16 protein-coding genes are annotated in these 26,691 nt (G+C 34.3%); 11 read left to right on the top strand and 5 right to left on the bottom strand.

All coding sequences use genetic code 11. The features are described from left to right. The first annotated feature begins 133 nt into the window (after positions 1–133). Complete coding sequence (locus tag JJQ60_RS19285; protein WP_201924013.1) at positions 134–1,795, top strand: tetratricopeptide repeat protein; 1,662 nt, start codon at positions 134–136, stop codon at positions 1,793–1,795. A gap of 78 nt (positions 1,796–1,873) precedes the next feature. Here JJQ60_RS19285 and JJQ60_RS19280 read toward each other — a convergent pair whose 3' ends face one another. The 3 genes from JJQ60_RS19280 to JJQ60_RS19270 all read right to left on the bottom strand — a co-directional run bounded on the left by JJQ60_RS19280 (position 1,874) and on the right by JJQ60_RS19270 (position 11,123). Beyond that, positions 1,874–2,566, bottom strand: coding sequence for a hypothetical protein (locus JJQ60_RS19280; protein ID WP_201924012.1), 693 nt, complete (start codon positions 2,564–2,566; stop codon positions 1,874–1,876). A 65-nt stretch (positions 2,567–2,631) separates the two neighbouring features. Beyond that, a complete protein-coding gene (locus tag JJQ60_RS19275) occupies positions 2,632–5,865 on the bottom strand; it encodes a T9SS type A sorting domain-containing protein (protein ID WP_201924011.1) in 3,234 nt (1,077 codons plus the stop codon). Positions 5,866–6,062: 197 nt separating this feature from the next. Beyond that, positions 6,063–11,123, bottom strand: coding sequence for an FG-GAP-like repeat-containing protein (locus JJQ60_RS19270; RefSeq protein ID WP_201924010.1), 5,061 nt, complete (start codon positions 11,121–11,123; stop codon positions 6,063–6,065). A 432-nt stretch (positions 11,124–11,555) separates the two neighbouring features. On the opposite strand from JJQ60_RS19270, the gene JJQ60_RS19265 reads away from it, so the two are divergent. The 3 genes from JJQ60_RS19265 to JJQ60_RS19255 all read left to right on the top strand — a co-directional run bounded on the left by JJQ60_RS19265 (position 11,556) and on the right by JJQ60_RS19255 (position 15,778). Next, positions 11,556–12,077, top strand: coding sequence for an RNA polymerase sigma factor (locus tag JJQ60_RS19265; RefSeq protein WP_201924009.1), 522 nt, complete (start codon positions 11,556–11,558; stop codon positions 12,075–12,077). Positions 12,078–12,185: 108 nt separating this feature from the next. Beyond that, complete coding sequence (locus JJQ60_RS19260) at positions 12,186–13,091, top strand: FecR family protein (protein WP_201924008.1); 906 nt, start codon at positions 12,186–12,188, stop codon at positions 13,089–13,091. A 20-nt stretch (positions 13,092–13,111) separates the two neighbouring features. Then, positions 13,112–15,778 carry a TonB-dependent receptor gene (locus tag JJQ60_RS19255; RefSeq protein WP_201924006.1) on the top strand — a complete coding sequence of 889 codons (2,667 nt, stop codon included), beginning with the start codon at positions 13,112–13,114 and terminating at the stop codon, positions 15,776–15,778. Between the two features lie 23 nt (positions 15,779–15,801). Here JJQ60_RS19255 and JJQ60_RS19250 read toward each other — a convergent pair whose 3' ends face one another. Then, a complete protein-coding gene (locus JJQ60_RS19250; protein WP_201924004.1) occupies positions 15,802–17,418 on the bottom strand; it encodes a hypothetical protein in 1,617 nt (538 codons plus the stop codon). 331 nt (positions 17,419–17,749) lie between these two features. On the opposite strand from JJQ60_RS19250, the gene JJQ60_RS19245 reads away from it, so the two are divergent. After that, a complete protein-coding gene (locus JJQ60_RS19245) occupies positions 17,750–19,111 on the top strand; it encodes a pyridoxal-phosphate dependent enzyme (RefSeq protein WP_201924003.1) in 1,362 nt (453 codons plus the stop codon). Positions 19,112–19,257: 146 nt separating this feature from the next. Continuing rightward, complete coding sequence (locus tag JJQ60_RS19240; RefSeq protein WP_201924001.1) at positions 19,258–20,238, top strand: helix-turn-helix domain-containing protein; 981 nt, start codon at positions 19,258–19,260, stop codon at positions 20,236–20,238. Between the two features lie 266 nt (positions 20,239–20,504). Here JJQ60_RS19240 and JJQ60_RS19235 read toward each other — a convergent pair whose 3' ends face one another. Further along, positions 20,505–21,359, bottom strand: coding sequence for a peroxiredoxin family protein (locus JJQ60_RS19235; RefSeq protein ID WP_201923999.1), 855 nt, complete (start codon positions 21,357–21,359; stop codon positions 20,505–20,507). A gap of 192 nt (positions 21,360–21,551) precedes the next feature. Between JJQ60_RS19235 and JJQ60_RS19230 the strand changes: the two genes are divergently transcribed. The 5 genes from JJQ60_RS19230 (at position 21,552) to JJQ60_RS19210 (ending at position 26,683) form a co-directional block, all read left to right on the top strand. Continuing rightward, entirely contained in the window at positions 21,552–22,832 is a 1,281-nt protein-coding gene (locus JJQ60_RS19230) for a DUF2851 family protein (protein WP_201923997.1), read from the top strand. Between the two features lie 29 nt (positions 22,833–22,861). Continuing rightward, positions 22,862–23,083, top strand: a complete 222-nt coding sequence (locus JJQ60_RS19225; protein ID WP_201923995.1) for a PspC domain-containing protein — start codon at positions 22,862–22,864, stop codon at positions 23,081–23,083. Beyond that, positions 23,080–24,114 carry a potassium channel family protein gene (locus tag JJQ60_RS19220; protein ID WP_201923993.1) on the top strand — a complete coding sequence of 345 codons (1,035 nt, stop codon included), beginning with the start codon at positions 23,080–23,082 and terminating at the stop codon, positions 24,112–24,114. The genes JJQ60_RS19225 and JJQ60_RS19220 overlap by 4 nt, the downstream gene beginning before the upstream one ends. Positions 24,115–24,195: 81 nt before the next feature. Then, positions 24,196–25,800 carry an alanine/glycine:cation symporter family protein gene (locus JJQ60_RS19215; protein ID WP_201923992.1) on the top strand — a complete coding sequence of 535 codons (1,605 nt, stop codon included), beginning with the start codon at positions 24,196–24,198 and terminating at the stop codon, positions 25,798–25,800. Positions 25,801–25,810: 10 nt separating this feature from the next. Next, positions 25,811–26,683: a ComEA family DNA-binding protein gene (locus tag JJQ60_RS19210; RefSeq protein ID WP_201923991.1), complete on the top strand. Its 873-nt coding sequence runs from the start codon at positions 25,811–25,813 to the stop codon at positions 26,681–26,683. Positions 26,684–26,691: the final 8 nt, after the last annotated feature.

Here is a 26,691-nt window from a genome sequence, read left to right as displayed (position 1 = left end):
TGTTTTTATGGTTACAAAAAGTTTCATCTCTTTGTTTATAAGGGTTTTCAAAGAAATATTGATAAGCATGTGCTATGTTGTTTTTTGTCAATATTCTTATATTTGTAATACACTTTTAATCCCCTTATACCTCATGAGAACTTTGTTCTTTACCATTTCGTTATTGTATTTATTTCCTGTATTGGGTCAGGTACAACAAGACAGTCTGGAAATTGAATTAAGACAAAAGGTTAATGATGCCGCTAATGATTCTCTAAAAGTGCATTACCTTATTGAGCTTACTAAGGAGGTTGAAAAATATAGTATAGATCAAGGAAGGGATTTGATGAACCAAACCCTGCAACTCATTAACAATATCGATGCTCCTTCTTATCACTTTTTGAAGCAAAAAGCAATTGTATTTGATTTATTGGGCAAATATGAATCCAGACAAACCAATTATAAAAACGCTTTGGATCTTAAGTTAAAAGCATTAAAAATCAGGGAAAAATTGCAAGATTCTTTTGAAATTGCCAAAAGTTATCATAATATCGGCATGATCTTCAGATATGAAAAAGAATATGATAAGTCAAAGTCTTATTTTTTAAAATGCATAGCCATACGGAAACGGTATTTAGACAGTACACAATTGTCACGCACCTACAATATGCTGGGAGTCGTACATTATTATACCAAGCAGAATGATTCTGCTATGTATTATTATCAGCTTTCAAAGAATTATGCCCTTACGCTTGAGGAAAAAGCAAAATCCAATGACAATATTGCTGCGATCTACTATACTACTGGTAACTATAAGGAGGCTATTGAAATATATAAGGAAAACTTAGCCATTTTTAAATCTTCAAAAAATTATAATTTTGTTGTTAATAACTTAATGCACCTTTCCAAAATACATTCTGATTTGGGTAAACATCAGGAAGCCGTGGCCTATGTAGATGAAGCGCTTGACTATGCCAAAAAGTATGGGAGTACCTCTAAACTTGCTCTTATATTTCAATTAAGAAGTCATGTTCATGAAGAGATGGGGGCTTATAAATATGCATTGAAGGATTATAGAAACCATAAGTTTTATTATGATTCTATATATAATGTTAGAAACGCAAAAAAGATCACGGTTCTAGAGTTGAATCATCAGTTCCAAAAAGAAAAACTGGCAGATAGCCTTCAATTTGCAAATGAAAAACGGGAAATAGAATTAAAAGCAGAAACCCAAAAAACCAGAAACCAACTGTACGTAGTTTTGTTAATCGCTGCGGTAGTTGGGATTATCGCTTTGTTAATCGTAATGCGAAATCGAAAAAAATTGAATAAAGAACGTATTAAGAAGGAACAGTTAGAAAAGGAATTATTAGACGAAAAGCTGAAACATACCACCTACCAGACCAAACAATTAATTGCAGACAATAAAATGCGTTTACAGTTCAAACAAGAATTCCTGGTAAAACTCAAAAAAGTAAAACAACATGCTGATGCAGTTGATGTCTCAGATTTTCAATCTCTGATTACTGATCTTAATTCTCAAATTACCACAGAAAGTAAATTTGATTTTATAGGAGATAATATAGAGCAGATAGATAGAGAGTTTAATGAGAAGCTTAGACGTTTATATCCTGATCTTACAAAATCTGAACGAGAGATTTGCGCCCTCATGCGTATGAATCTAAGCCTTAAAGAAATTATGGTGATCAGAAACGTAACCATGGGATCGATTAAAGCCTCCAGGCATCGTATTCGAAAAAAAATAGGTTTAGATCGAGAGCAAGAATTAGAGCAGTTTATCAGTAAGCTCGTTTAGATCATAAAAAAACCACCCAATTTCTTGAGTGGTTTTAGTTTTGCCGTGATTTGAAATTTAAAACATCGTGTGTCCCCCTTATTCAGTTCTAAAATTCCAAACCCGGCCTATGGCTACTCCTTGCTTATCATCTTTGGCAACTACCCTCCAATAATATGTTTTATTAGCTTCAATCTGAACATCCAAAGTCATTGCATTCAGATTTTCTGCAAATAATTGAGGAGGGTTGGACTCGCCAAAGTATACATCAAACAATAGTGGGTCATTATCTCCATCTGTGGCATTCCAACCCAGTGTTGCCGTATTTCCTCGTAATAGTTCACTTACAGCAGGTGTTGCTGTTGAAGAAATAGAAGGAATTGTATTTGTTGTTGCTTCTGGTTCTGTAATAAAAGTTTGTATTCTTGAATACGGGCTTTTATATCCTTTACTGTCAAAGGCTTTTACTCTCCAATAGTATAGAGTACCTTGTTCTAAAGTAAATGTAGCAGTAGGTTCGGTAGTTGTAGTGGTAAATACTATTTGATTGAATGTCGCATCGGTTGCAATTTCTACCTGATATCCAATTTTACCTAGGGTAATGGTAGTAGATGTAGTCCACTGAAACTCCAGGTTAAAATTAGTACATACTAAATTATTGGTTGGATATACCAAACCCGGGGTTGTGGGATCAACACTAAGATTTTGTAAAGAATCTACTAATATAGTCTCTTCTTCGGTACAAGAAAATAAAAGTAGTACAGTGCATATGGTGATATATATTTTTTTCATGGGTATTTTTCTTTAAAGGGGTTTTGTTCCCCTTGCATTAAAAGGCAAGGGGAACATTATTTTATTTATTGTTTAATAATTCTTAAGGTTTTTGAAGTGCCTTGATTAATGGTGACAAAGTATATTCCGGATGGTAAAGACTGCATAGGCAACTCTACTTTATTAGCTTTGATATCATATACTCCAGAGGATACGGTCATTCCCAATGCATTATGAATTTCAATAGCTATGGTGCTACTATCAGCATTAAGGATGCTTAGTGTTGCATTGGCTTTAGTTGGGTTAGGGTACAGGTTTATATTTCCTAGATTACCAATAGTTGTTGATAATTTACCCTGGCAGGCAGCTTTGCTTGAAAATACTTCAAGAACACCTCCGGTTTTAACATCGATCTCAAAACTATTGGTGTTATATTCGCCAACTACTTGATTATCGATAGTTACTGTATATGGGGCAGTACCCGATTGGATGTCAACAAATACTTTGTTGTTGATATTGTCTATACTTGTTTTACCTTCTAATGCAGCAGCTTCTTCGATTACAAATTCATAACATTTTTCGCAATCTTCAATTCCTGCAATACCAACGCATAAAGGATAAGTGCCTGGTGCTAAATCTGGTATAACAAGATTAGAGTTGAAAGGATACGCTTGGCCATTAAGTGTTGCCATATAACTAAAGTTTTCTACAGCATCGATACTTAAAATACCATTGTTTTTATCAACGCAAGTCTCATTGGAAGCTTGAATCTGGAAGTTATTATCTGATAAAGTATCGATAAAACAATCTCCGGTTACACGTACCGTAGCGGTTCGTTCAGAAACATTTCCATTAACATCGGTAATGGTAAGCGTTACGATATTGTCTCCAGTATTTCTAATATTAAAGGTATTAGGAGATACTTCCATCGTATCGATTCCACAGTTATCAAATACTGCACTAGTCGGTACAAAAGCAACATAATCATTGGTAGCTCCCCAATTCGCTGCATTACGGCCAGGGACAATAATAGCTGCTGTACCATCTATATTTTCCAATCCTTGCGTTTTATCGTCTCCGGTTAGTGGAATATTAGTAGTATGAATCTCGATACGATTTGTTCCTTCAAACAGTTTTACTTGGGTTGTTGTAATATCATTATCGTCATCAATATGAGTCACACTATCCCAATCCATAATCAGGATTCGATTTGGTGCAGTTCCAATAGTTTCATAATGCATGGTTCCTCCACTTTCAGGGTCAATGTCATTCCAGTCGAAAGCGATAAGATTATTTGGTGTACTAGTATCTGGTAAGGATTGTCCATTACAACATCCATCATCTCCGTCATCCGAAAATGTGATAAAACCGTTTGATGAGATATAAAATTCAGTATATAAATTTCCATAAAAACCAAACTCGAAACCTATGGGTAGTGCTGCAGTTAGTTCATCATCGTCTAAAACTACCTCGGTTCCTGTAGTACTAATATCTACACGATCCAATGTTCCTGAAGTTTCTACAGTATAGTCACGAGCAAGAGGATCTTCGCCAATAACGTCTTGAGGAGTTACAGTAACCGTATCCTCAAAGTTTGCCAGTGTAAGAGTCGCATCTTTTGTATTAAATAACGGGGCTCTGGTATCCACAACGGTTACATCATAACTACACTGTACCGTATTGCCCTCATTATCTAAACTGTCATATGTAAATGTGGTAGTGCTTCCAACAGGTAAAAGTGTACCGCTAGCAGGTCCGGCAGTAACATTACTGGCACATGGATAATTATACACTGCGCCACATGCATCAGTATCACTTTCTAAAGTAAAGTCAGAAGGGCATGATGGCAATGTAATCGTAACTGTTGTCGTGCATGTTACTCTATTTCTGTTTCGATCAAAAACCGTTACCGTTACTGTATTGTCTCCTAAATCGGCACAAGTAAAGGTACTTTTATCAAATCGAACACGATCGATAGCACAATTATCTGTTGCACTTGAAAGAATGTTATCTTCTGTAATCATAGCATTACCTGTAGCATCTAATTCTAACGTAAAAGGAGCTACACATTCTATTACCGGATCAATAGGATCATCAATAAATGCAACTACTGAAGCAGTACTTACATTTCCGTTGGTATCGGTAGCAGTTAGTGTTATTATATTAGGCGGGCCAACATCACTACAGTCAAAATCTGTTGGACTTAATGTAAGGCTTTGCAACCCACAATCGTCAGTTGCGCTTGCATTAAGATCGGCTAATGTAATTGTAGCATTACCTGTTTCATCTAACTCTATATTAACGAATATATCATTAGTGATTACAGGAGCAGATTCAACGATCACCACAGTAACATCTATTGTTGTACTGTTGTTTTGATCATCGGTAGCCGTTAGTTGTATAGTATTATTACCGATATGGGTACAATCAAAATCCGTTTGACTTAAACTAAGATTTGGAGTACTACAATTGTCGGTAGCTGTTAATCCAAAATCAGCTGGAGTTACCGTAGCGTTCCCTGTTGTATCTAAAGTAACGGTTAGTGTAGTTGTACCTGATGGTGAAAGATCCCCACGAACCCATACTCTATGGATTGTACTTGCAGCATTTACTGCAAAATCGTCTACTTCCCAGCGATTACCAGCACCTCTAATTCCCCAATGATACCTTCCTGATCTCCAGAACGGAAAATTAGTTAGTGCTAAATCTCCTTCGTTTGTAAATACGCTAGATGCCTGAGCAGGTATAAAAGCGGTATGATTTGGTAGAATTGTAAAATTACTGGTATTATTTATTCCTGAAAAAGAACCTGAGCCTGTCTTTACATAATTCAATACATTAGTATAACTGGTTTTGAAATCAATAATACGACTGTGCCCTGTAGTGGCTCCATAAAATCGCATTTCTTCAAAATCGATGGCCGCAGCCAGGGCATTCCCCATATGGCCCCAAGTGGCAGTTCCGGCTTCGTTATCTCCTAAAGTAGAAGATCCCAATAAGGGTAAGTCGGTATTACGTACCGTTAAGTTAGAATTATCACCTGCAACATGTACATAGTTAAGAATCATTAACCAACCGCCACCATCGGTGTCATTGTCTAAGACACCTTGAAAAGTACTTCCATTAAAATTAAAATAGTAGGTTCCGCTAGGAACACTACCCACTGTGGTTTGTAATAAATTCTTAAAAGGGTTGGCCATAGTCCCGTCTCCGGCATCACCAAAGACTGGAGGCGTAGTGTCCTGTCCAGGACCACATTGTGCTTGTGTGTTATAAGCAAAACAAAAAGACGCTAATAACAATAGTAGTAGTTTCTTCATAAATAAGGGGTTTATAAAAATTAATTGTTTAATTGTTGTTTCTTATTCTAATACAGTCAAGTTTCAGGATACCCTATTTTTATTTGCAATTTTTTTTAAAGAATTGACAAAAAAGAACTAAAGGTGTTTACTTTGCTGTTTAATAGTTGTTTGATTCCCCTCGCTTCAGATAAAAGCAAGGGGAAGGATATTTATATTTATTGTTTTACGATTCTCAATGTTTTTAAAGTTCCCTGGTTGATGGTCACAAAGTATATTCCTGTGGGTAAAGCCTGCATTGGTAGCTCTACTTTATTTGCAATGATATCATACACCCCAGAAGATATGATCATTCCCAGTGCGTTATGAACCTCAACGGCTATGGTATCACTTATTGCATTAGGTATGCTAAGGGTTATATTAGTCCTTGTGGGGTTAGGATATGCATTAATATTAGCTAATTCATCAAGGGTCATTGATAATTTACCCTGGCAAGCAGCTTTACTTGAAAATATTTCGACCGCCCCTCCATTCTTAGCATCTATTGCAAAACTATTGGTGTGATATTCGCCCACTACTTTGTTATTAAGAGTTACTGTATATGGAGCAGTACCTGATTGTATGTCAACAGCTACTGTATTGTTACTTTTGTCCATTGTAGTTTTTCCTTCTAGCACAGGAGCTTCTTCAATAACAAACTCATAACATTTTTCGCACCCCTTAATTCCTTCGATACTAATACAAATAGGATAAACACCTGGTGTTAGGTCTGTTACGATAAGATTATCAGTAAAAGCATAGGTTTCTCCGTTAAGAGTAGCGATATAATTAAAGTCTTCTATTGTGCTAATCCTTAAGACCCCGTTGTTTTTATCACTACATGTCTCATTAGAAACCTGAAGCTGAAAATTATTATCAAGTAACTCATCAATAAGGCAGTCTAAATGTACGGTTACGGTTGCGGTTTGTTGAGAAACATTTCCATGTACATCGGTTACTGTTAAAGTCACTATGTTAGCTCCTAAGTTTGTATCATCAAAAGTGGTGGTATCTAAACTCATCGTTTGAATACCGCAATTATCCGATGAACCATTATCAATTTGAGTCGGAGTAATAGTTACGCTTCCAGATGCGTCTAATTGTACGGTGATGTTTTGAGTGACCACCGTTGGTACAATTTTATCTTCTAGGGTTACGGTTGCGGTTTGAGTATCTGAATTTCCGTTTACATCGGTTACGGTTAAGGTTACTGTATTCGTTCCCACATGGGTACAATCAAATGAAGTAACATCCAAACTCATCGATTGAATTCCACATGCATCAGAAGAACCATTATCAATTTGAGCCGGAGTAATAGTTACACTTCCAGATGCATTTAATTGTACTGTGATATCTTGAGTTACCACCGTTGGTACGATTTTATCTTCTATGGTTACGGTTGCAGTTTGAGTATCTGAATTTCCGTTTACATCGGTTACAGTTAAAGTTACTGTATTGGTTCCAATGTTAGTACAATCAAATGAAGTAGTATCTAAACTCATGGAATGAATGCCACAATTATCTGATGAACCGTTATCGATTTGATTAGGAGTAATGTTTGCATTTCCTGAGGCATCTAACTGAACAGTTATATTTTGAGTTACTAGAATCGGATTGATATTATCTTCTACAGTTACAATCGCCGTATTGGTATCTGAATTTCCATTTACATCAGTTACGGTTAAGGTCACCGTATTTGTTCCAATATTCATACAGTCAAAAGATGTGATATCCAAACTCATCGATTGAATGCCACAGTTGTCTGAGGAACCATTATCAATCTGAGCTGGAGTGATACTTGCATTTCCTGAAGCATTTAATTGTATCGTGATATCTTGAGTTACCACCGTTGGCAAAGTTGCATCTACCGTACTAAAACTTCCTTCTGAAGAAAAAGCAGATCCGGCAAAACTATGATCTATCGCTTGTACTTTAAAGGTATAATTAGTAGTGCAAGCTGAAGAAAGTTTATATCTGTAACTGGTGTTTTGCTGAGAATTACCCATAGCAGGTAGTTTACGCCAACCATTGTTCTCCTGTGCCATTGGACTTACTTCGTATGCTGAGCTTGTCGAAGCATCTTTTATATACACATTATAGCTTAATCCGCTACTTGGCGTTTCAGCGTCTGTACTTGCAGTCCAACTTAAGGTTACTTCATCTCCGTTTACCACTGCTACCGGATCGGTAGGTGCTGTAGGAGCAGTATTGGCAATGGTACTATTATTAGTAAAAATTTTTGAAGTAAACGAGCTGGTTGTAACTCCTGCCATTGCTATATCTAAATCTCCGTCATTATCATAATCTCCCCAAACGGCATCACTAACTGTTATATTTGGCAAATTACCAGTAATAAGATGGGTAAAAACACCTGCAGTATTCGTATATATTCTGGTTGAAGCACCTCCACCTGTACCTGTTATTAATACGTCTAAATCTCCATCATTATCATAGTCCCCCCAGGCAGCTGAACCTTCTTGTACTCCAAGCAAGTTTGCAGTTGCCAGTTCTGTAAAACTCCCCGCGGTATTGGTGTATATTTTAGAGACCCAAGCGCTTCCCGTATATCCTGATAACAAAATATCTAAATCCCCATCATTATCATGATCTCCCCAAGCTGCCGAACTGTACGATACTCCTGTTAGACTTGCAGAGGTAAGTTCTGTAAAAACTCCATTAGTATTCGTATATATTTTAGAGATATCTAAACTTCCAGTATATCCAGTCAATAATATATCTAGATCCCCGTCGTTATCATAATCCCCCCAAGCTAAAGCACCACTAAATAATCCCGGTAGATTTGCTGAAGCGAGTTCAGTAAAAATCCCTTCATTGTTGGTATATATTTTTGAGATCCTACCTCCACTCAATGCGATATCCAAATCTCCGTCATTATCATAATCTCCCCAGGCTACATCTCCATAGGCGATTCCTTGTAAATTAGCTGTCGCTAACTCAGTAAACGTACCTCCATTGTTGGTATATATTTTTGCTACATTAACATCTCCAACACCTAAACCTGTTAGAAGTATATCTAGATCCCCATCGTTATCATAATCCCCCCATTCTACAGAACCTGACTGTACTCCTTCTAAATTAGCGGAAGCTAACTCTGTGAAAGCACCACCATTATTGGTATATATTTTTGAAATAGGATCGATAAATACAGAAATTGATTTTTTACCAGTTACTAATAGATCCAAATCTCCATCATTATCATAATCTCCCCAGGCTAAATCACTTTGGAAAACATCTGGTATATTTGTTGTAGTAAGCTCTTCGAATATGTTTTGTACGGTTACCGTAGCAGTTCTGGAATTTGAGTTTCCATTGACATCAGTAACGGTTAGTGTTACTGTATTGGCTCCTACATGGGTGCTGTTAAATGCAGTCATATCCAGGCTTGTCGATTGAATACCACAGTTATCTGAGGAGCCATTGTCTATTTGTGCCGGTGTAATGCTTGCATTTCCTGAGGTATCTAACTGTAGGGTAATATTTTGAGTAATTACCATCGGAAGTTCATTATCTTCAATGGTTACTGTTGCGTTTTGAGTATCAGAATTCCCATAAATATCGGTTACCGTTAAGGTCACTGTATTTGTTCCAATATGAGTACAATCAAATGTAGTAGTATCTAAACTCATAGATTGAATGCCACAGTTATCTGAAGAGCCATTGTCTATATCTGTTGTAGTGATACTTGCATTTCCTGAGCTATCTAGCTGTACGGTGATGTCCTGGGTTACTATGGTAGGATTGGTAGTATCTACTGTGCTAAAACTTCCTTCAGCAGAAAAGGCAGACCCGGCAAAACTATGGTCTATAGCTTGTACCTTAAAGGTGTAATTGGCAGTACATACTGGAGGGAAAATATATTTACGGCTAGTGCTTTGTCCTGCATTACCCATAGCTGGGAGTTTACGCCAACCATCATTTTCCTGGGCCATAGGACTCACGCTGTATGCTGAGCTTGTCAAAGCATCCTTGATATATACATTATAACTTAATCCGTTACTGGGTGTTTCTGCATCGGTACTGGCGGTCCAACTTAAGGTTACTTCATTTCCATTAACTACTGCCGTAGGATTAGTAGGTGCAGTAGGTGGTGTGTTAGGAGTAACTATGTTATTAGTATATATTTTTGAAAAGTTAGTATCATCTCCTGCAATACCAGAAACTAAAATATCCAAATCGTTATCATTATCATAATCGCCCCAGACTGCCGAACCATATTGTCCTCCTAGTAAATTTGCCGACACTAATTCAGAAAAAGTTCCTGCGGTATTAGTATATATTCTTGTAATACGCGTACTTCCATTTACTCCGGTTAGTAAAATGTCTAAATCTCCATCATTATCATAATCTCCCCAAGCCACAGAACTGTGTTGTATATTGGGTAAATTTGCGGTAACAAGCTCAGTAAAAGTACCAGCTGTATTGGTGTATATTTTGGAAACTGTTGTACTTCCTGTAAACCCTGTCATTAAAATATCTAAATCCCCATCGTTATCATAATCCCCCCAAGCGACTGAACTATAGGAAACTCCTATTAAATTAGCTGTTAAAAGTTCTTCAAAAACGCCATTGTTGTTGGTGTAGATTTTTGAGACATCTGCACTTCCAGTATATCCTGTTAGCAATACATCCAGATCTCCATCATTATCATAATCACCCCAAGCAGCCGAGCTGTCATCAAGATCTAGTAAATTCGCGGTAGTTAATTCTGTAAATACTCCTGCATTGTTGGTATATATTTTTGAGGTCCCTCCTGTCATTAAAATATCTAAATCTCCATCGTTATCATAGTCACCCCAAGCTACTGAACCTCCAGCAGTTCCTGGTAAATTGGCTGTCGTAAGTTCGGTAAAAGTGCCATTAGTATTGGTATAGATTTTTGTTATCGCGAATAAACCACCTGCTAATAAAACATCTAAATCCCCATCATTATCATAATCTCCCCAGGCTACAGCACCGTTATCCGCTCCTGGTAAATTGGCAGAAGTAAGCTCTGTAAAAGTACCTCCATTATTCGTATAGATTTTGGAATATCTACGATTGGATGCATAAGAATCCAATCCGGTGAGTAATACATCTAAGTCTCCGTCATTATCATAATCCCCCCAGGCTGCTGAGCTGAGAAAAAGATCGGTTAAATTGGCGGTATTGAGTTCGGTAAATGTTTGTGAATAGACGCAAAAAGTTAGTAATGATACCGAGAATAGTAATAGTTTTTTCATAGATAAGGGGCTTAAAAATGTTTATTCAGCTTTTAATAATAAAATCACAGTTTTATCATGTTATATGTATTACAGCCAAGTTTTAGAATACCCTATTTTTAGTTGCATTTTTTTTAGAGCTTCGAAAATTGATGAGAATTAGGTTTATAATTCATTCTTGGTTAGAGCGTAGAATGATCGTACGAATTTTAGAAAAGTTGTAGGTTGGGTATTCGGGTTCATAATGATAAAGTTTTTGGGGGTAACGATCCAAAAGTACACACTGATACGTTTATATAGGTTAAAAACTACCCCTACAAATACCCCTACAAAAATTTAAAAACCATTGAAAAACAATAGTTTATAATAGATGTAAGGAAATAAGGTCCATTAAAATGTTCTAGCTTTCTGTTTTTTTAATAGCTTTGAATATTTCATAATTCTTTAAACCCCATGCCCGAAAAAAAGCAATCTGTTTGTGAAGAAAAAAATTTCGATACCCTATTCAATACACATTTTGAATCGGCAAGAAATTATCTGTACTATAAGTGTGGAGATATACAGCAAGCTGAAGATATTGTACAAGATGCTTTTGTGAAATTATGGAAACAATGTGCAGATATTATCTACGAAACCGCAAAATCCCTCATTTTTAAGATATGTAATAATGCACTTTTGAATGAATTTGCTCATAAAAAAGTGGTACTACGATATGAAGCTATGCCTAGAGATGATAAAGATCACGAAAGCCCCGATTTTGTTTTGGAAACTGAAGAATTTAGAATCAAATTAGAACGAGCTATCTCACAGTTGTCCGAAAAAGAACGTGAAGTTTTTTTACTAAGTAGAATCGATAAAAAAACGTATAAAGAGATCGCAGAAATCACTAATATTACGGTAAAAGCGGTAGAAAGAAGAATGAGTAATGCCTTCATTAATCTAAAGAAATTATTAGGAGAGGATATAAAAATTTAAAAAAAATAGGGTAATTCATTGTTCACCTGTATTATAATTGAATGGGAGAAAATTGCAGGATAAAGAATTATGAATAAAATACCGAAAGTGAATACTTTCTAAACCGATATGGAAAAGTACGAATCAGATAAGACATATATAGCAAGATGGGTTGCTGGAGAGTTGAGCCAGGAAGAATTATCTGAGTTTAAAAAATCAGATGCATACAAAGAATTTAATCGTATTAATCAAGTAGCTCAAAATTTTAAAGCACCGCCTGTAGATAAAAGACAAGCACTTATTAAAACCAAAGAACAAATTACCTTTGGTAAAAAACGAACATCAACTCGTAGTGCGTGGCTTGCTGTTGCAGCCTCTATAGTGGTTGTATTAGGAGTGTTTGGATTGTTTAACACAACCAAAAGTTACACTACAGCGTATGGCGAGCAATTAGCGGTAACCTTGCCTGATGGATCAACAATACAACTCAATTCAGATTCTGAAGTAACGCATAGACGTTTTTTTTGGTTGAATGATCGCGAAGTTAACCTGAAAGGAGAAGCATATTTTGAAGTCGAGAAAGGTGGAGATTTTGTAGTGAAAACCACGTACGGAGATATATCCGTTCTTGGTACCAAATTTAATATCAAAACCAGAACCAAAACTTTTGAAGTAAACTGTTTTGAAGGAGCGGTTCGTTTTGATAAAATCTCCTCAGAAGAATATCATATCTTAAAAGAAAATGATAAGATAGTGCTCTCTGAAGCAAAAGTTGTTAATGAAAAAACTGAAGAAACTATCCCGAACTGGATGAACGGTATTAGTGTATTTAAAGAGAAGCCTTTACAAGAAGTTTTAGGTGAAATTCAAATTCAATACAATGTCACTTTTCAGAACAAGAATATAGATCTAACAAGGCTGTTTACCGGAAGTTTTTTACATGATGATCTTGAAAAAGCACTAAAGTCAACGTTAACCCCAATGGGCATTTCATATACCCTTTCTGAAGATAAAACTATCGTATATTTGCAATAAACCTGTTTACCATATTATTTATGAACCAACGTCTAATGCTTATTGCAGCACTTTTTGTGTCTGCATTATGTTATACCCAAGAAAAATTAACAGTGACATATACCAATACACCACTTAAAGAGGTGCTACTGGATATTGAATCAAAAACGGGTATTCTTTTTTCGTATTCTCAAGATGTTATCGCTTCAAAAACCATTACAATATCTCAACAAGAAACCTCTATTGATGATTTATTACCAGTATTAAGCATACAAAGCGATCTTATTTTTGAAAAAGTATCCACTAAACAAGTTATTATTACTCAGAAAAAAGTGATTTGTGGTTATGTCTTCGATTCAGATACAAATACAGCATTACCATATGTTACCGTAATTATCAATGCTGATCTAAATACCACAACAGATGATAATGGATATTTTAGTGTGCAAGATAGTAGTCTGGCGACCGAAAATGTGAAACTAAGTTTTATTGGATATGATGACAAAGAGATGGTTATTAAAGTTGGTGATCCTTGTCAAAATATACAACTTGATCCATTGTCTTCTGCTCTTGATGAGGTTGTAGTTTTAGGATATGTAACCTCAGGTATTGACAGAAATAAGGACGGATCAATTTCGTTAGACTCTGATAAATTAGGAATTTTACCTGGATTGGTAAGTCCAGATATATCACAGAGTATCCAATTAATTCCAGGGATTTCAACTTTAGACGAATCTGCAACGGGGATTCAGATTCGTGGGGGGTCACCAGATCAAAACTTGATTTTGTACGATGATATCAAGTTATATAACACAGGATATTTTTATGGGATGTTTTCATTATTCAATCCCTTCGCTACAAAAACTGCAACCATTTTTAGATCAGGTACAAGTGCTAGTTATGGAGATCGTATTTCGGGGATTATTGATATTTCTAGTGGAGAAGATATTCCTCAAAACATCGAAGGAGGATTTGAGATCGATGGTCTAGCTATAAATGGATATGTAAAAGCACCTTTATCTGAAAAAACTGCAGTATATGCTTTTGCCAGAAGATCATATGCCGATGTATTAGAAACACCAACGTATATTAGCTATGCTGATAAGATTTTTACAAATTTTGGAGTCGCAAGAGACGTTAATGGTAATGTGTTAGAACTAGAAACTGATGATGATTTTAGCCGTGATACCAGTAATAATGATTTTTCTTTTACCGATGTCAATGCTAAGTTTATTGTAAAACCTAATGCTAAAAACAGTATTTCGCTTAGTGGTTTATATACCAGAAATCGCTTGGATTTTGATTTTACCGGAGGTGAAGAACTTGTTGTAGATTCGTTGATAACCCAAAACAAAGGAGCTAGTATTAACTGGAAGTATACATCAAGCGATACATACCAACAAAAACTTACTGCATATTTTGCTGAATATAATTCGTTTTATCAAAACGATGAGATAAAGGATGAGACTGATGATGGTATTTTGGATCTTGCCGAGATTAATATTCGCAAAAACGATATTTTAGATTTAGGGCTAAAATTTACTTCTTCATTGGCAATCAAAGAAACCCAAAAACTTACATTGGGGTATGAACTTTCGTATACCGATTTAGATATAGTAATCAGTAAAGAAAATCCGGTTGATGCCGAATTTGAAAGCTCTGGTCAAGATGATGAAAACCTTCAAAATGCATTATTTGGGGAGTATACCTTTAATTTCAAAAATAAAGGATTTATTAATGCCGGACTTCGATTAGTACATTATAGTTCTCTTGATGAGTTTTTAATTGAACCCCGTGTCAATTTAGAATACCCGTTAGGAGATCGTTTTAGGGTTAAAACTGCTGTAGAAAGAAGAAATCAACCCATTTCTCAATTGGTAGAGTTTAATCATACCGAGTTGCGTTTAGAAAATGAATTATGGCGTTTATCAGACGATCAACAATTTCCTTTATTGAGTAGTAATCAAATCTCTGGAGGGTTATTATATCATTATAAAAATCTAAATATTGATATCGATGCCTATTATAAAGAACTTGATGGTTTAACAACATTTACCAGTGGTTTTAGTAATCCTTTAGAGAATTTAGAAGAAGGGGATAGTACGATAAAAGGAGTAGACGTTTTATTAAAATATCGATGGGATAATTACAAAATATGGACAGGATATACGTATAATGATATTACGTTTCAATTTCCTAATTTGGCCGCGACTCCATTTGAGTTTCCCGGAAACAATGATATCACACACTCTTTTAGAATTTCAAATACATTGCAACTCGAAAAATGGCAATTTTCTCTGGGATGGCAATTTAGAACAGGAAAACCAATTACCCCTGTTAATAGTTACGTAATTGAAATTGATGCCGATGGTGAAAATGCGGGTGTAGTTAATTTTGGATCCGTTAATAGCGATAAATTGCCCGATTTTCATAGGCTAGATGCTTCAATATTATATGACTTCGCTATAAAAACGGGTAATAATAGATTAAAGGCGCAGCTGGGGTTATCATTTTTAAATATTTACGATAGGATAAAACCTTTAAATTTGATATACAAAGCAGAACGTAAACCCTTAGATGATGGAGGGATAGCAGTTCCTGGGACTACTGGATCAACTCCTGAAGAACTTGAAGTGATTTTAGAACAAGTAATTCAACGATTTTCTCTAGGCTTTACGCCAAATGCTGTGTTTAGAATTTTCTTTTAAAAAGAAAGCAGGACATTTTCTTTCTAATTCTTTTCTAGATATTCAAGAATTGGCGCCCCTTTGGGAGCATTGATTTTTTTACGAAGACGATATCTGTTCATCATAACACTGTCTTCAGAAATAGCTAAAATACTAGCAATTTGTTTTGTGTCTAGTCGTAACTTTTCCATAGCAATTAATCGTTCTTCAGATTGTGTGAGTTCAAATCCTTTACGGTTTAACGTATTAAAAAATCCAGGATGTACATTAGTGAATTTTTCTCTGAAGGTATACCAATCTTCTTTGGTTAGGATTTTAGTAGCGGTTAGCTCTTGAAGGTTTTTTATAGATTCTTTTTCTCCAAACTCAGATTTTAGTTCTTCTAATTCACGGGTCAGTGCTTCTTGTGCATTACTTTTTTCGATGAGCTGTTTAGTGAAGTCTTCCAGCTCTTGTTTGTTTTTTTCTAGCTCTTCAGCTACTGCAATGGCTTTGTTTTTGTAGATTCTTCTAATGAGGTATCCAATTACTAACCCTCCCATAATAGCAGTGATTAGTAAAATTAGGTACAATTGTTTTTTGGCTGTTTCAGATTCATTTATTAAAGCTAGTTCACGTTTTTCAGATACAAATTTTATACTGTCACGTACTTTTTCTTTTTCATATACAAAAGCAGTTTCAAGCTTTGCTAACTTTTTTGCTTCTTCAACATCATTACGTTTTTCCAATAATTTATGATATTCTAGATACGCCGCATAACTCTCTTTATAGTTTCCTATAGCTTCATAACTCCTACTTAATTCAAGGTATCTAAAAGGTATTACGGCTTCACTTTTAAGAGCTACACATAAATCTATAGCTTGTTTTAAATACGTTATGCCTTTTAGAGGTTGGCCTACATCTGTATAGTAAATCCCCAATGCATATAAACCAGATTCTAGGCCTATTTTATTATTGTTTTTCTTATGGAGCACTATAGCTTTTTGTAAATATGATAAACTACTTTTATAGTCCTTAAAGCGTCTTAGTATAGCCGCATAATTAGCATACATTGCAGCTTTTTGATAGTCTGTTCCAATCGAATCAACAAGACGAATCGATTTATTGTAATATCTCATGGAGTTGATAGTGTCACTTGCTCCATAAGCAGATCCAAGCGAGCTATAGATCTCTAATAACTGTCCTGTTTGCTTATATTTTTTTGCAACCTGTTCTGCTTTTTCAAGTTGCTTAATGCCATCTTCCATAGAATTTAAAACAGAAATCCAAGCTTTAGCCTTTTGATGGTAGGATATAGCTAGTAATGAGTCCAGTCCATGTGCAAGTTTTATATCAATACTTTTTTGAGCTAATATTGCAGCTTCATCAAAATTGTGTTCTCGACGTTCATAATAACTAAGAAAGTGATACGCATCGGCCTTTATTTTATTAAAATAATTGTTTTTTGATTTTCTGGGTACTACTAAGCTATCTATATACTGGACTATTTCATAAAGATATTTTTTAGCTTTATAGGGTTTGCGATCCGAATTTTCTTTAGCAAGGCTATATAATTTCTCGACTTCTATGCTATCTTGGGTATCTTGATTTTCCGATTTCTGTTGCCCCATTGCAAAAGAAAACATAGAAAAAAAAGCGATAATGAATAGAGAACATCTCATGAAAACAAAAATATTAGAATAGTTGCATATTTCATCACATAGAAAGTTTTTTATTTAAACAAATTTTCTGGATTGAAAGTATTAAACCTTTTAGATGATACAATATTAGTTTTTAAACTATGAATCATGAAGCATTTATTCAATAAAAACAAATACTGTTTTTATTGAATAGAATAATGAATTTACTAAATAACAAATGTATTCTATCAGGAGTAAATTATGAAATTTGAGATCAAAATAAAATAATATCACCAGTGCATTGAAATCGATATTCTAGATCGTATCTTTGCGAAGTTCAATACCCTAGAATTGGGTTATTAAATTATATATAGTGGAATACGCAAAAAATATATTAGAAACCATTGGAAATACACCTTTGGTTAAAATGAATGCCTTAGTAAAAGATGTTGAGGCTTTGGTATTGGCCAAATATGAAACTTTTAATCCAGGAAATTCGGTAAAAGACCGTATGGCCCTTAAAATGATTGAAGATGCTGAAGCTGATGGTCGATTAAAACCTGGAGGAACTATTATAGAAGGTACCTCAGGAAATACTGGAATGGGACTTGCCTTGGTAGCTATTGTAAAAGGATATAAATTAATTTGTGTAATGGCCGATAAGCAGTCCAAAGAAAAAATGGATATCCTTCGTGCTGTTGGAGCAAAAGTAATGGTATGTCCTACTAATGTAGAACCCGATGACCCAAGATCATATTATTCGGTTTCTAAAAGATTAGCGGAAGAAACACCGAATTCTTGGTACGTAAATCAATACGATAATCCATCAAATGCAGTAGCGCATTATGAAAGTACAGGGCCTGAAATCTGGGAACAAACTGAAGGTAAAATAACTCACTTTATTGTAGGTGTTGGTACTGGTGGAACCATATCAGGAGTTGGTAAATATCTGAAAGAAAAAAATCCTAATGTAAAAATTTGGGGAGTAGATACTTATGGCTCAGTATTCAAAAAATATCATGAAACGGGTATTTTTGACGAAAATGAGATCTATTCATACATTACTGAAGGTATTGGAGAGGATATTCTTCCAAAGAATGTAGATTTTTCTGTAATTGATGGCTTCACTAAGGTTACTGATAAAGATGCAGCCATTTATACCCAGCGATTGGCCAAAGAAGAAGGAATGTTTTTGGGAAATAGTGCAGGAGCTGCGATAAAAGGATTACTTCAATTAAAAGAACATTTTACTAAAGACGATGTGGTGGTGATTTTATACCATGACCATGGTAGTCGATATGTTGGTAAAATGTTTAATGATGATTGGATGCGTGAACGTGGTTTTCTTGAAGAGGAAGTATCTACCGCAGTTGATTTGGTAAAAGATCATGTAGAAAAACCTTTGGTTACCGTTAAAACAGAAGAACTGGTTTCGCATGCTATAGAGCGTATGCGTAAATTTCAAATTTCGCAAATACCAGTTGTTGATAGTGATGGCTTTGTAGGATCTGTAGATGAAAGTGCTTTGTTTAAAGCTTTCATGGAAGATAAGAATATGGATAGTACACCTATTAAAGAAGTGATGAAAGATCCATTTCCAGTTGTAAATGCAAAAACCTCTTTGGATGAGATCTCTAAACTTATAAAAAATGGAAACCCTGCAGTTCTAGTAGAACTTGAAAATGGGAAACACCATATCATTACTAAGTATGACGTTATCAGTCATATAAAATAAATCCTTATATTTAGTATAATTTAACCCCTCTATTAGCGTTATTGGCTGATAAAGGGGTTGTTTCTATTAGCTTAATTTTGCGTTTTGTTGGAATATTTATCTAGATGCATAAATGAAGCAAGTATCTTATATAATGGTAGTAGTGTATGTGTAAGTATGTATTCGATTTTTCTGATATAGATAAATTGCGAGATTATTTCAGATCTCAATTGGATCCAAATAGTATTTCTGATCGAATTTATTTTCCGCCAGAAATAGGAGAGGGGTACCTATCATATTATAAAATATCGCCAGAAGTATTTCTTTTGGTTAATAATTATAGAGCCAATACCGATATAGAGTATATCAGACGACCAATTGATGAAAAAGACATTATTCTTCATTTCAGGAAATATGCATTAGATCATCAAATCGAAGAAGATCAAATTATCAGCACATATTCTGACAATTATACTCCAGGTAATATGAGATGCATGGATGCCCGACAAGGAGAACAGGTTTTTATTACTAAAGGAGCAGAGGTGAGATCGACTATGATTGTATTAAAAAGTTCATATACCAAGTCCTTCTTTATGAAAAGTAATGATATGGCAGAGAAGGTAGATAGTTACATACGCTATTCACATCAGCATATCCATAAGTTTTATCTTTCGTACAAACAATCTAATCTCTTTGATCAAATTGTACAGCCCGATCTGAACAAGATAGAAAATTACCTATATTATATTGCTCGAGGAATACGATTATTAGAAACTTTTTGGAAAGATGTTCTTAAATGGGAAACAGCCAGTAATCCATTTAATGTCAACAGTGCTCAAGTTGGTAATATTTATAAGGTGAGTAACTATCTTAAAGAAAACCTGCATGAACCCTTTATTGGTGTTGATCAATTAGCTACCATGGCACATATGAGTCGTACAAATTTCTTTAATATGTTTAAAGAGATACATGATCAAACACCACTAGAATTTTTTAATAATAAAAAATTAGAAAGCTCTTATAATATGATATTTGGTGAAGGCCTATCCATAAAGGAAGTTATGGATGCTCTTAATTATTCGAATTCTTCAAAATTCAAAAAAGCATTTTTTAATAAGTTTGATATTTATCCTGATATCAATATTTAGAAAATAAAGAAGGTCGTCAAAATATGACAACCTTCTATAACCTAACACAAACTCAACTTAGCTTAGGGTTTTGTAATCTTTATGTCGTTGTGAATTATTTTCCCTCTAATTCTAACAACAAAGTAAAGAAATGAAATTGTTGTTTAGGTTTCCATTAATACATATTATGTTACCAATAGTACATTTTAGAGCAGTATTAACTTGATTTTAAGAATAATTAGGGGTATTTGCTCATTTGGAACACATTTATTTGTCTTTTTTCAAGTTTAAACAGCTTTTTGATCTAAAATCTTGAGAAATGTTTCTGGTTCTGGTCGTACTCTATAATTATCAGTTAAATCGGCAAATATGATTTTTCCTTGTTTATCTGTTATAATGATTGTTGGTAATACTGTATCACTATCATATCCAAGAGTTTGAAAACCCATCGGGATTCCATTTTTGGACAAAATATCCAACTGTTTTGCCACTTTGTTACCTTGATCGACCAAAAAATTGAAGTTTACATCAAATTTATTGGCCAAAGACTGGGTGTATTTATGCGGTTGCGGACTTATAAGAACCATATTTACATTTCTCTTTTCAAGCTCTTTATATTGTGATGCAATTTCTTTGATTTGGGCCATGCATAGAGGACACCAATTGCCTCTGTAAAACATAAAAATAGAAGGGTTTCCAACAAATTTTGAAACATTTACATTATTTTTTTTAGAATCTTGTAATTCAAAATCAGGGAGTTGATTTCCAACTTTAATCATTTGATTTGATTTTCTACCCTTAAATGTTGAATACCATTTTATATAGAGCACCCATCCCAAAAACAAAATAATACTTGGTAGAGAACCATTCAAGTCTTGCTCTATAATCCCACCAAAAACAATACTAATTAAAAAACCGATGCTTATTGGCAATGTAAATGCCCTTAAATTTGCATCTGTTCTCGCCACGGGTTTGATAAAAATCATTGCAAAAAGAAATGCAATTGTAAAAGCGATTAGAATTCTTCCGATATATCTATAGGAGATACCATGATTGATCAAGTGTAAGACGCCATCAATTGCAAAATAAAGCGCTATTAATGGAAATACAGAAATGAAAATTGATTTTAATAAAGAATTCATGTGACTTAATATATTGGTTATGTTTTGTCTATAGTATAATGATAAGCTTACAAGATTAGAATAAATTTTATTATTTTCAGCAAATATTTGAGATAAGCTATTGCGAATTTTTCTTCCTACCCAAAAACATTAATAGTTTATTCTGCTTTCTACACAGCAGGTATTATAATAACTAAATAATGTATAATGGTAATGAATGAAGATTTTCTTCAATATTTATGGAAACATAAAAAATTTGAACTCTCTAATTTAAAAACAACACATCAACAAAAGATTGTTTTACGACATGCGGGAGTTCATAATACGGAAAACTCGGGTCCTGATTTCTTTAATGCCCAGATGAGTATAGAAGACCAAAAATGGGCCGGAAATGTTGAGGTTCATTATAAATCTAGCGATTGGTATGTTCATAATCATGAAAATGATCCTTCTTATGATAATGTGATTTTACATGTGGTTTGGGAGGATGATACTGAAATTTTTAGAAGGGACAATACAATGATACCGACTCTACAACTAAAGGACTATATACCTAAACTTACATTAAAACGGTATCATACACTTTTTAATACTCATCATTATAATTGGGTACAATGTGAAAAACAATTACCAAAAGTTTCAAGTTTTGTAATGTCTAATTGGAAAGAAAGACTGTATATAGAAAGACTAGAACAGAAATCGATTTTGATTCTGGAATTATTACAGAATTCTTCAAATAATTGGGAAGCTGTTTTTTTTAAACTTTTAGCAAAAAATTTTGGACTAAAAATCAATGGAGAAGCGTTCTTAAGCCTTTCTCATTCTTTTGATTTTTCTGTAGTTCAGAAATGTTGTGAGAGTTTGAACAGGTTAGAAGCATTATTCTTAGGGCAAGCAGATTTACTAATGGTTAAGAATGAAACTGCTTACTCAAGAAAACTGAAAGAAGAGTATGGATTTTTGAAAAACAAGTTTCAGTTAAATAATACAGGGGTTTTGCCTTCTCAATTCTTCAGATTAAGACCATCAAATTTTCCAACAATTCGTTTGGCACAATTGGCTAAATTATATTTTAGTCATCAACACCTTTTTAATACTGTTATTCAAACAACAAATATCGAAGATTTTTATGACCTTTTTCAAGTAGATACAAGTGATTTTTGGAAAAACCATTATACATTTGAAAAAGAGTCGTATCCAAGAAAAAAAAGAATAACACAATCATTTATAGATCTTATTCTAATTAATACGGTAATTCCAATCAAATTTATATATGCCAAAAGTCAAGGCAAAAATCCAGAAGAAGAAGTGTTTGAATTACTGTCTCAGGTATCTTATGAGAAGAATACTATTACTGATCATTTTATTTCTTTAAAAATACCCATTAATAACGCTATACATTCTCAGGCAATGATTCAGCTCAAAAATAATTACTGTGATCAAAAAGCGTGTCTTAAATGTGCAATTGGGAATTATTTATTGAATCAAGATTGAAGTTTAGGATAATATAATTATTTTGCGGTATGTTATATAACCTAAGACACTTTTTAGAGCGTAATGGATTTTATGTATCTGCAAGATTGGCAGATAGGTTTGGTATGCGGGCAAAAAATGTACGTTTGTTCTTTATTTATTTGACCTTTGCAACGGTAGGTTTGGGTTTTGTGATATACCTTAATATGGCATTTTGGTTAAAACTTAAAGATTTGGTGTATACCAAACGAACTTCTGTATTTGATCTATGATAAGAATTTACAATTGGGGAAGACCTAGAATATATATTGCACTAATTTTATTGATTATTGTAATTTCTATCGGAGTATTAGGATTCCGGTTCTTTTCAGATTATTCATGGGTAGATGCTTTGTATATGACTGTTATTACTATGACTACAGTTGGTTTTGAAGAAGTTCAACCCCTAGATGATCAAGGAAAACTCTTTACAGTATTTCTGATCTCTACCAGTGTCGCCATCTTTGCCTATTCGGTTTCTGTAATTACAGAGTATATTGTAAGTAAAAATGATCCTAAAAGAGTGCAATTAAGAAAAACACAAAAAATGATACATCAGATTCAAAATCATATCATCATAATTGGTTATGGGCGCAATGGAAAACAAGCTGCAGCTAAACTTATGGCATATGATAAACCTTTTATTATTATAGAAAAGGATGAAGCGATTATTGAGCGATATCAAAATGGAGAATTACTTTTTTTGAAAGGTAATGCTACCGAAGATGAGGTTTTAATTAAAGCTGGGATTAAAAATGCCACCTGTTTGATATGTACATTACCCGAAGATGCAGATAATCTATTTATAGTACTTTCTGCAAGACAAATAAATAAAAGTCTAAAGATAATAAGCAGAGCATCTCAAGATGCTTCTTATAAAAAAATAAGACTAGCGGGTGCAGATAATGTAATAATGCCCGATAGAATAGGAGGAGACCACATGGCATCTTTAGTTGTGGTTCCTGATTTAATTGAATTTTTAGATAACCTTTCCATTGTAGGCAAGCGATCTATAAATATCGAGGAAGTATCTTTTGAAGAACTATTTGATGATCTCGAAGAAAGAACAATTCGCAATATAGATATGCGATCCAGAACCGGATGTACAATTATTGGGTATAAATCTCCAGAAGGAGAATATATTGTAAATCCCGAAGCCGACACACTTCTAAGACCCGGTTCTAAGATTGTTGTTCTTGGTCGTCCCGAACAGATTAATCTGTTAAATAAAGAGTTCAATATTCAACAATTACCGAACATTTAACTCTTTAAAAATTGTACACAACCGTTTTTTTTAGCATCTTGCTGGCTTCTTAATAACTAAATTCAATTAACTCACATAATCATGAAGAGAATTCTTCTTTCAATTTTAGCACTCACACTTCCATTTTTAACAGTTGCACAAGAAACCGCAGAAAAAGGCCTCGATCAAATTATAGATGAAGGGTTTAAGCCTGTTTCAGATTTTTTCTCTAGTGTAATTTTCTTTACCATTGGAGGTACACCATTTGTTTTAATATTGTTGGTGTTAAGTGCCTTGTTTTTTACTATTTATTTTGGTTTCCCTAATATTAGATACTTTGCAAAAGCAATTAATGTGGTTAGAGGAAAGTATGATGATGTTGAAGGGCACGGAATTGAAGGAAACCCAGAAGTAAATATAGTAGAAGGAGACATTAAAGATACAATACGTGACGAATCTAAAGAAGGAGAAGTTTCGCATTTTCAGGCATTGGCAACGGCAGTATCGGGAACCGTTGGTAACGGTAACATTGCAGGTGTTGCCTTAGCAATAGCCTTAGGAGGGCCTGGAGCTACATTTTGGATGATTATTTGTGGATTACTAGGGATGTCAACAAAATTTGTAGAATGTACTCTTGGTGTACAATATAGAGATGTAGGAGAAGATGGAACCGTGTATGGTGGTCCTATGTATTATTTAAGTAAAGGGCTTAAAGAAAAGGGATTTGTTTGGCTCGGTAAAATTGCAGCCGTAATTTTTGCAATCTTTTGTATTGGTGGTTCATTTGGTGGAGGTAATGCTGCACAATCAAACCAGGCCACGGTAGTTTTAAAAGAACTATTAGGTTTGGAAAGTACAGCAGCTGGATTTTGGATTGGTATTATCCTGGCGATTTTAGTTGGAATCATTATTATCGGTGGAATTAAAAGAATTGCATCCGTTACTGAAAAAGTGGTTCCTTTTATGGCATTGCTTTATATCATTGCATGTCTATATATTATTTTTAGTAATTTCTCTTTTATAGATGATGCTATTGGAATGATTATAACCGAAGCTTTTAATCCTAAAGCAATAGGAGTTGGTGGAGTTATTGGGGTATTGTTAGTAGGATTTAAAAGAGCAGCGTTTTCTAACGAAGCAGGTGCAGGATCGGCATCTATTGCTCACTCTGCTGTTAAAACAAAATACTCGGCTTCAGAAGGATTAGTAGCATTATTAGAGCCATTTATTGATACAGTAGTAATCTGTACGATGACAGCATTGGTAATTATTATTTTCAATTCTGAAGGAGCGTTTGCATATGGAGGCGATGGTAGTGGTGCTGTTATTATAGACGGTGTTTCATACGAAGGTGCTGGGATAACCCAAAAAGCATTTGCCAAATATATTCCATTCTCTAATGTGTTTTTAACTATTGCTGTTGTTCTTTTTGCAGTATCAACAATGATATCATGGTCATATTATGGGCTACAATCCTGGAAGTTTTTATTTGGTAGAGGAAAGAAAGCTGATTTAGTGTATAAATTATTATTCTTAACATTTGTTGTGATTGGTGCAGCTGCGAGTATGAAATCAATTTGGGATTTCTCTGATGCCATGATTTTTGCTATGGTGTTCCCTAATATGATTGGATTGTATTTCTTATTCCCTGTAGTTAAGAAACAATTAGCAAGGTATTTTGCAGCAATAAAAGCTTCTCAGAAATAAGTATAGATTGATGAAAAATATTAAATCCCATTTCGAGATACATTCACGTTTCCGAAATGGGATTTTTCTTTTATCAATAGTGTTGTTACTTAGTGTTTTTGGATATTACTTTTATCCGAAACCTACAACACTGGAACAGAGTTTTGTTGAGTTGACAGAGTTTCAAAACCAGGTAGATTCCTTAAAATTAGTAACAAGTCTAGAAAAAAAAGTGTATCAACCTAAACCTTTCAATCCTAATTTTATTTCGGATCATAAGGGATATCAACTCGGCCTTTCCACACAACAATTAGATCGACTCTTTGCATATAGAGAGAAAAATAAATGGATCAATTCTGTTTCAGATTTTAAGAATGTAACAAAAGTTTCGGATTCTCTTCTTGCACTAATCTCTCCGCTGTTCAAATTTCCTGAATGGAAAAAAAATGAGGTTACCTATAAACAATATGCTCGTAGAAAATATCCGATAAAAACATATGCCCAAAAAGAGGACTTGAATAGGGTGACGGCGCAACAACTTCAAGAAAAAGTGAACGTACCAGATTTTATCGCAGAACGAATTATTAGGTATAGAAATAAACTTGGTGGTTTTGTTGGAGATATACAGCTTAAAGATGTTTCTGGATTATATGATCACCAGAGAAAAAAAATGTTATCTCTGTTTACAGTAAAAACTCCAAAACAGATCAAAAAAGTAAATATAAATACAGCATCTGTAAATGAGCTTATCGAGGTACCTTATTTTACTTTTGAAACAGTTTTAGAAATAAAAGATTATATAAAGAAAAATGGTTCTATTTCCAGTTTTAAAGAATTAGAAAAAATCGACGGTTTTTCTTTAGAAAAAATAGATAGAATAGCTTTATATTTGACATTAAATTAATAATCGGA

The organism is Aquimarina mytili (assembly GCF_016735115.1).
Lineage (GTDB): Bacteria > Bacteroidota > Bacteroidia > Flavobacteriales > Flavobacteriaceae > Aquimarina > Aquimarina mytili.
This window is presented reverse-complemented; position numbering and strand designations above follow the sequence as displayed.

Coding starts and splice junctions, on each gene's coding strand:
- JJQ60_RS19240 (WP_201924001.1), top strand. CDS start 19,258: ATGTGTAAGTATGTATTCGATTTTTCTGATATAGATAAATTGCGAGAT.
- JJQ60_RS19270 (WP_201924010.1), bottom strand. CDS start 11,123: ATGAAAAAACTATTACTATTCTCGGTATCATTACTAACTTTTTGCGTC.
- JJQ60_RS19285 (WP_201924013.1), top strand. CDS start 134: ATGAGAACTTTGTTCTTTACCATTTCGTTATTGTATTTATTTCCTGTA.
- JJQ60_RS19235 (WP_201923999.1), bottom strand. CDS start 21,359: ATGAATTCTTTATTAAAATCAATTTTCATTTCTGTATTTCCATTAATA.
- JJQ60_RS19260 (WP_201924008.1), top strand. CDS start 12,186: ATGGAAAAGTACGAATCAGATAAGACATATATAGCAAGATGGGTTGCT.
- JJQ60_RS19255 (WP_201924006.1), top strand. CDS start 13,112: ATGAACCAACGTCTAATGCTTATTGCAGCACTTTTTGTGTCTGCATTA.
- JJQ60_RS19280 (WP_201924012.1), bottom strand. CDS start 2,566: ATGAAAAAAATATATATCACCATATGCACTGTACTACTTTTATTTTCT.
- JJQ60_RS19220 (WP_201923993.1), top strand. CDS start 23,080: ATGATAAGAATTTACAATTGGGGAAGACCTAGAATATATATTGCACTA.
- JJQ60_RS19225 (WP_201923995.1), top strand. CDS start 22,862: ATGTTATATAACCTAAGACACTTTTTAGAGCGTAATGGATTTTATGTA.
- JJQ60_RS19230 (WP_201923997.1), top strand. CDS start 21,552: ATGAATGAAGATTTTCTTCAATATTTATGGAAACATAAAAAATTTGAA.
- JJQ60_RS19215 (WP_201923992.1), top strand. CDS start 24,196: ATGAAGAGAATTCTTCTTTCAATTTTAGCACTCACACTTCCATTTTTA.
- JJQ60_RS19275 (WP_201924011.1), bottom strand. CDS start 5,865: ATGAAGAAACTACTACTATTGTTATTAGCGTCTTTTTGTTTTGCTTAT.
- JJQ60_RS19250 (WP_201924004.1), bottom strand. CDS start 17,418: ATGAGATGTTCTCTATTCATTATCGCTTTTTTTTCTATGTTTTCTTTT.
- JJQ60_RS19265 (WP_201924009.1), top strand. CDS start 11,556: ATGCCCGAAAAAAAGCAATCTGTTTGTGAAGAAAAAAATTTCGATACC.
- JJQ60_RS19210 (WP_201923991.1), top strand. CDS start 25,811: ATGAAAAATATTAAATCCCATTTCGAGATACATTCACGTTTCCGAAAT.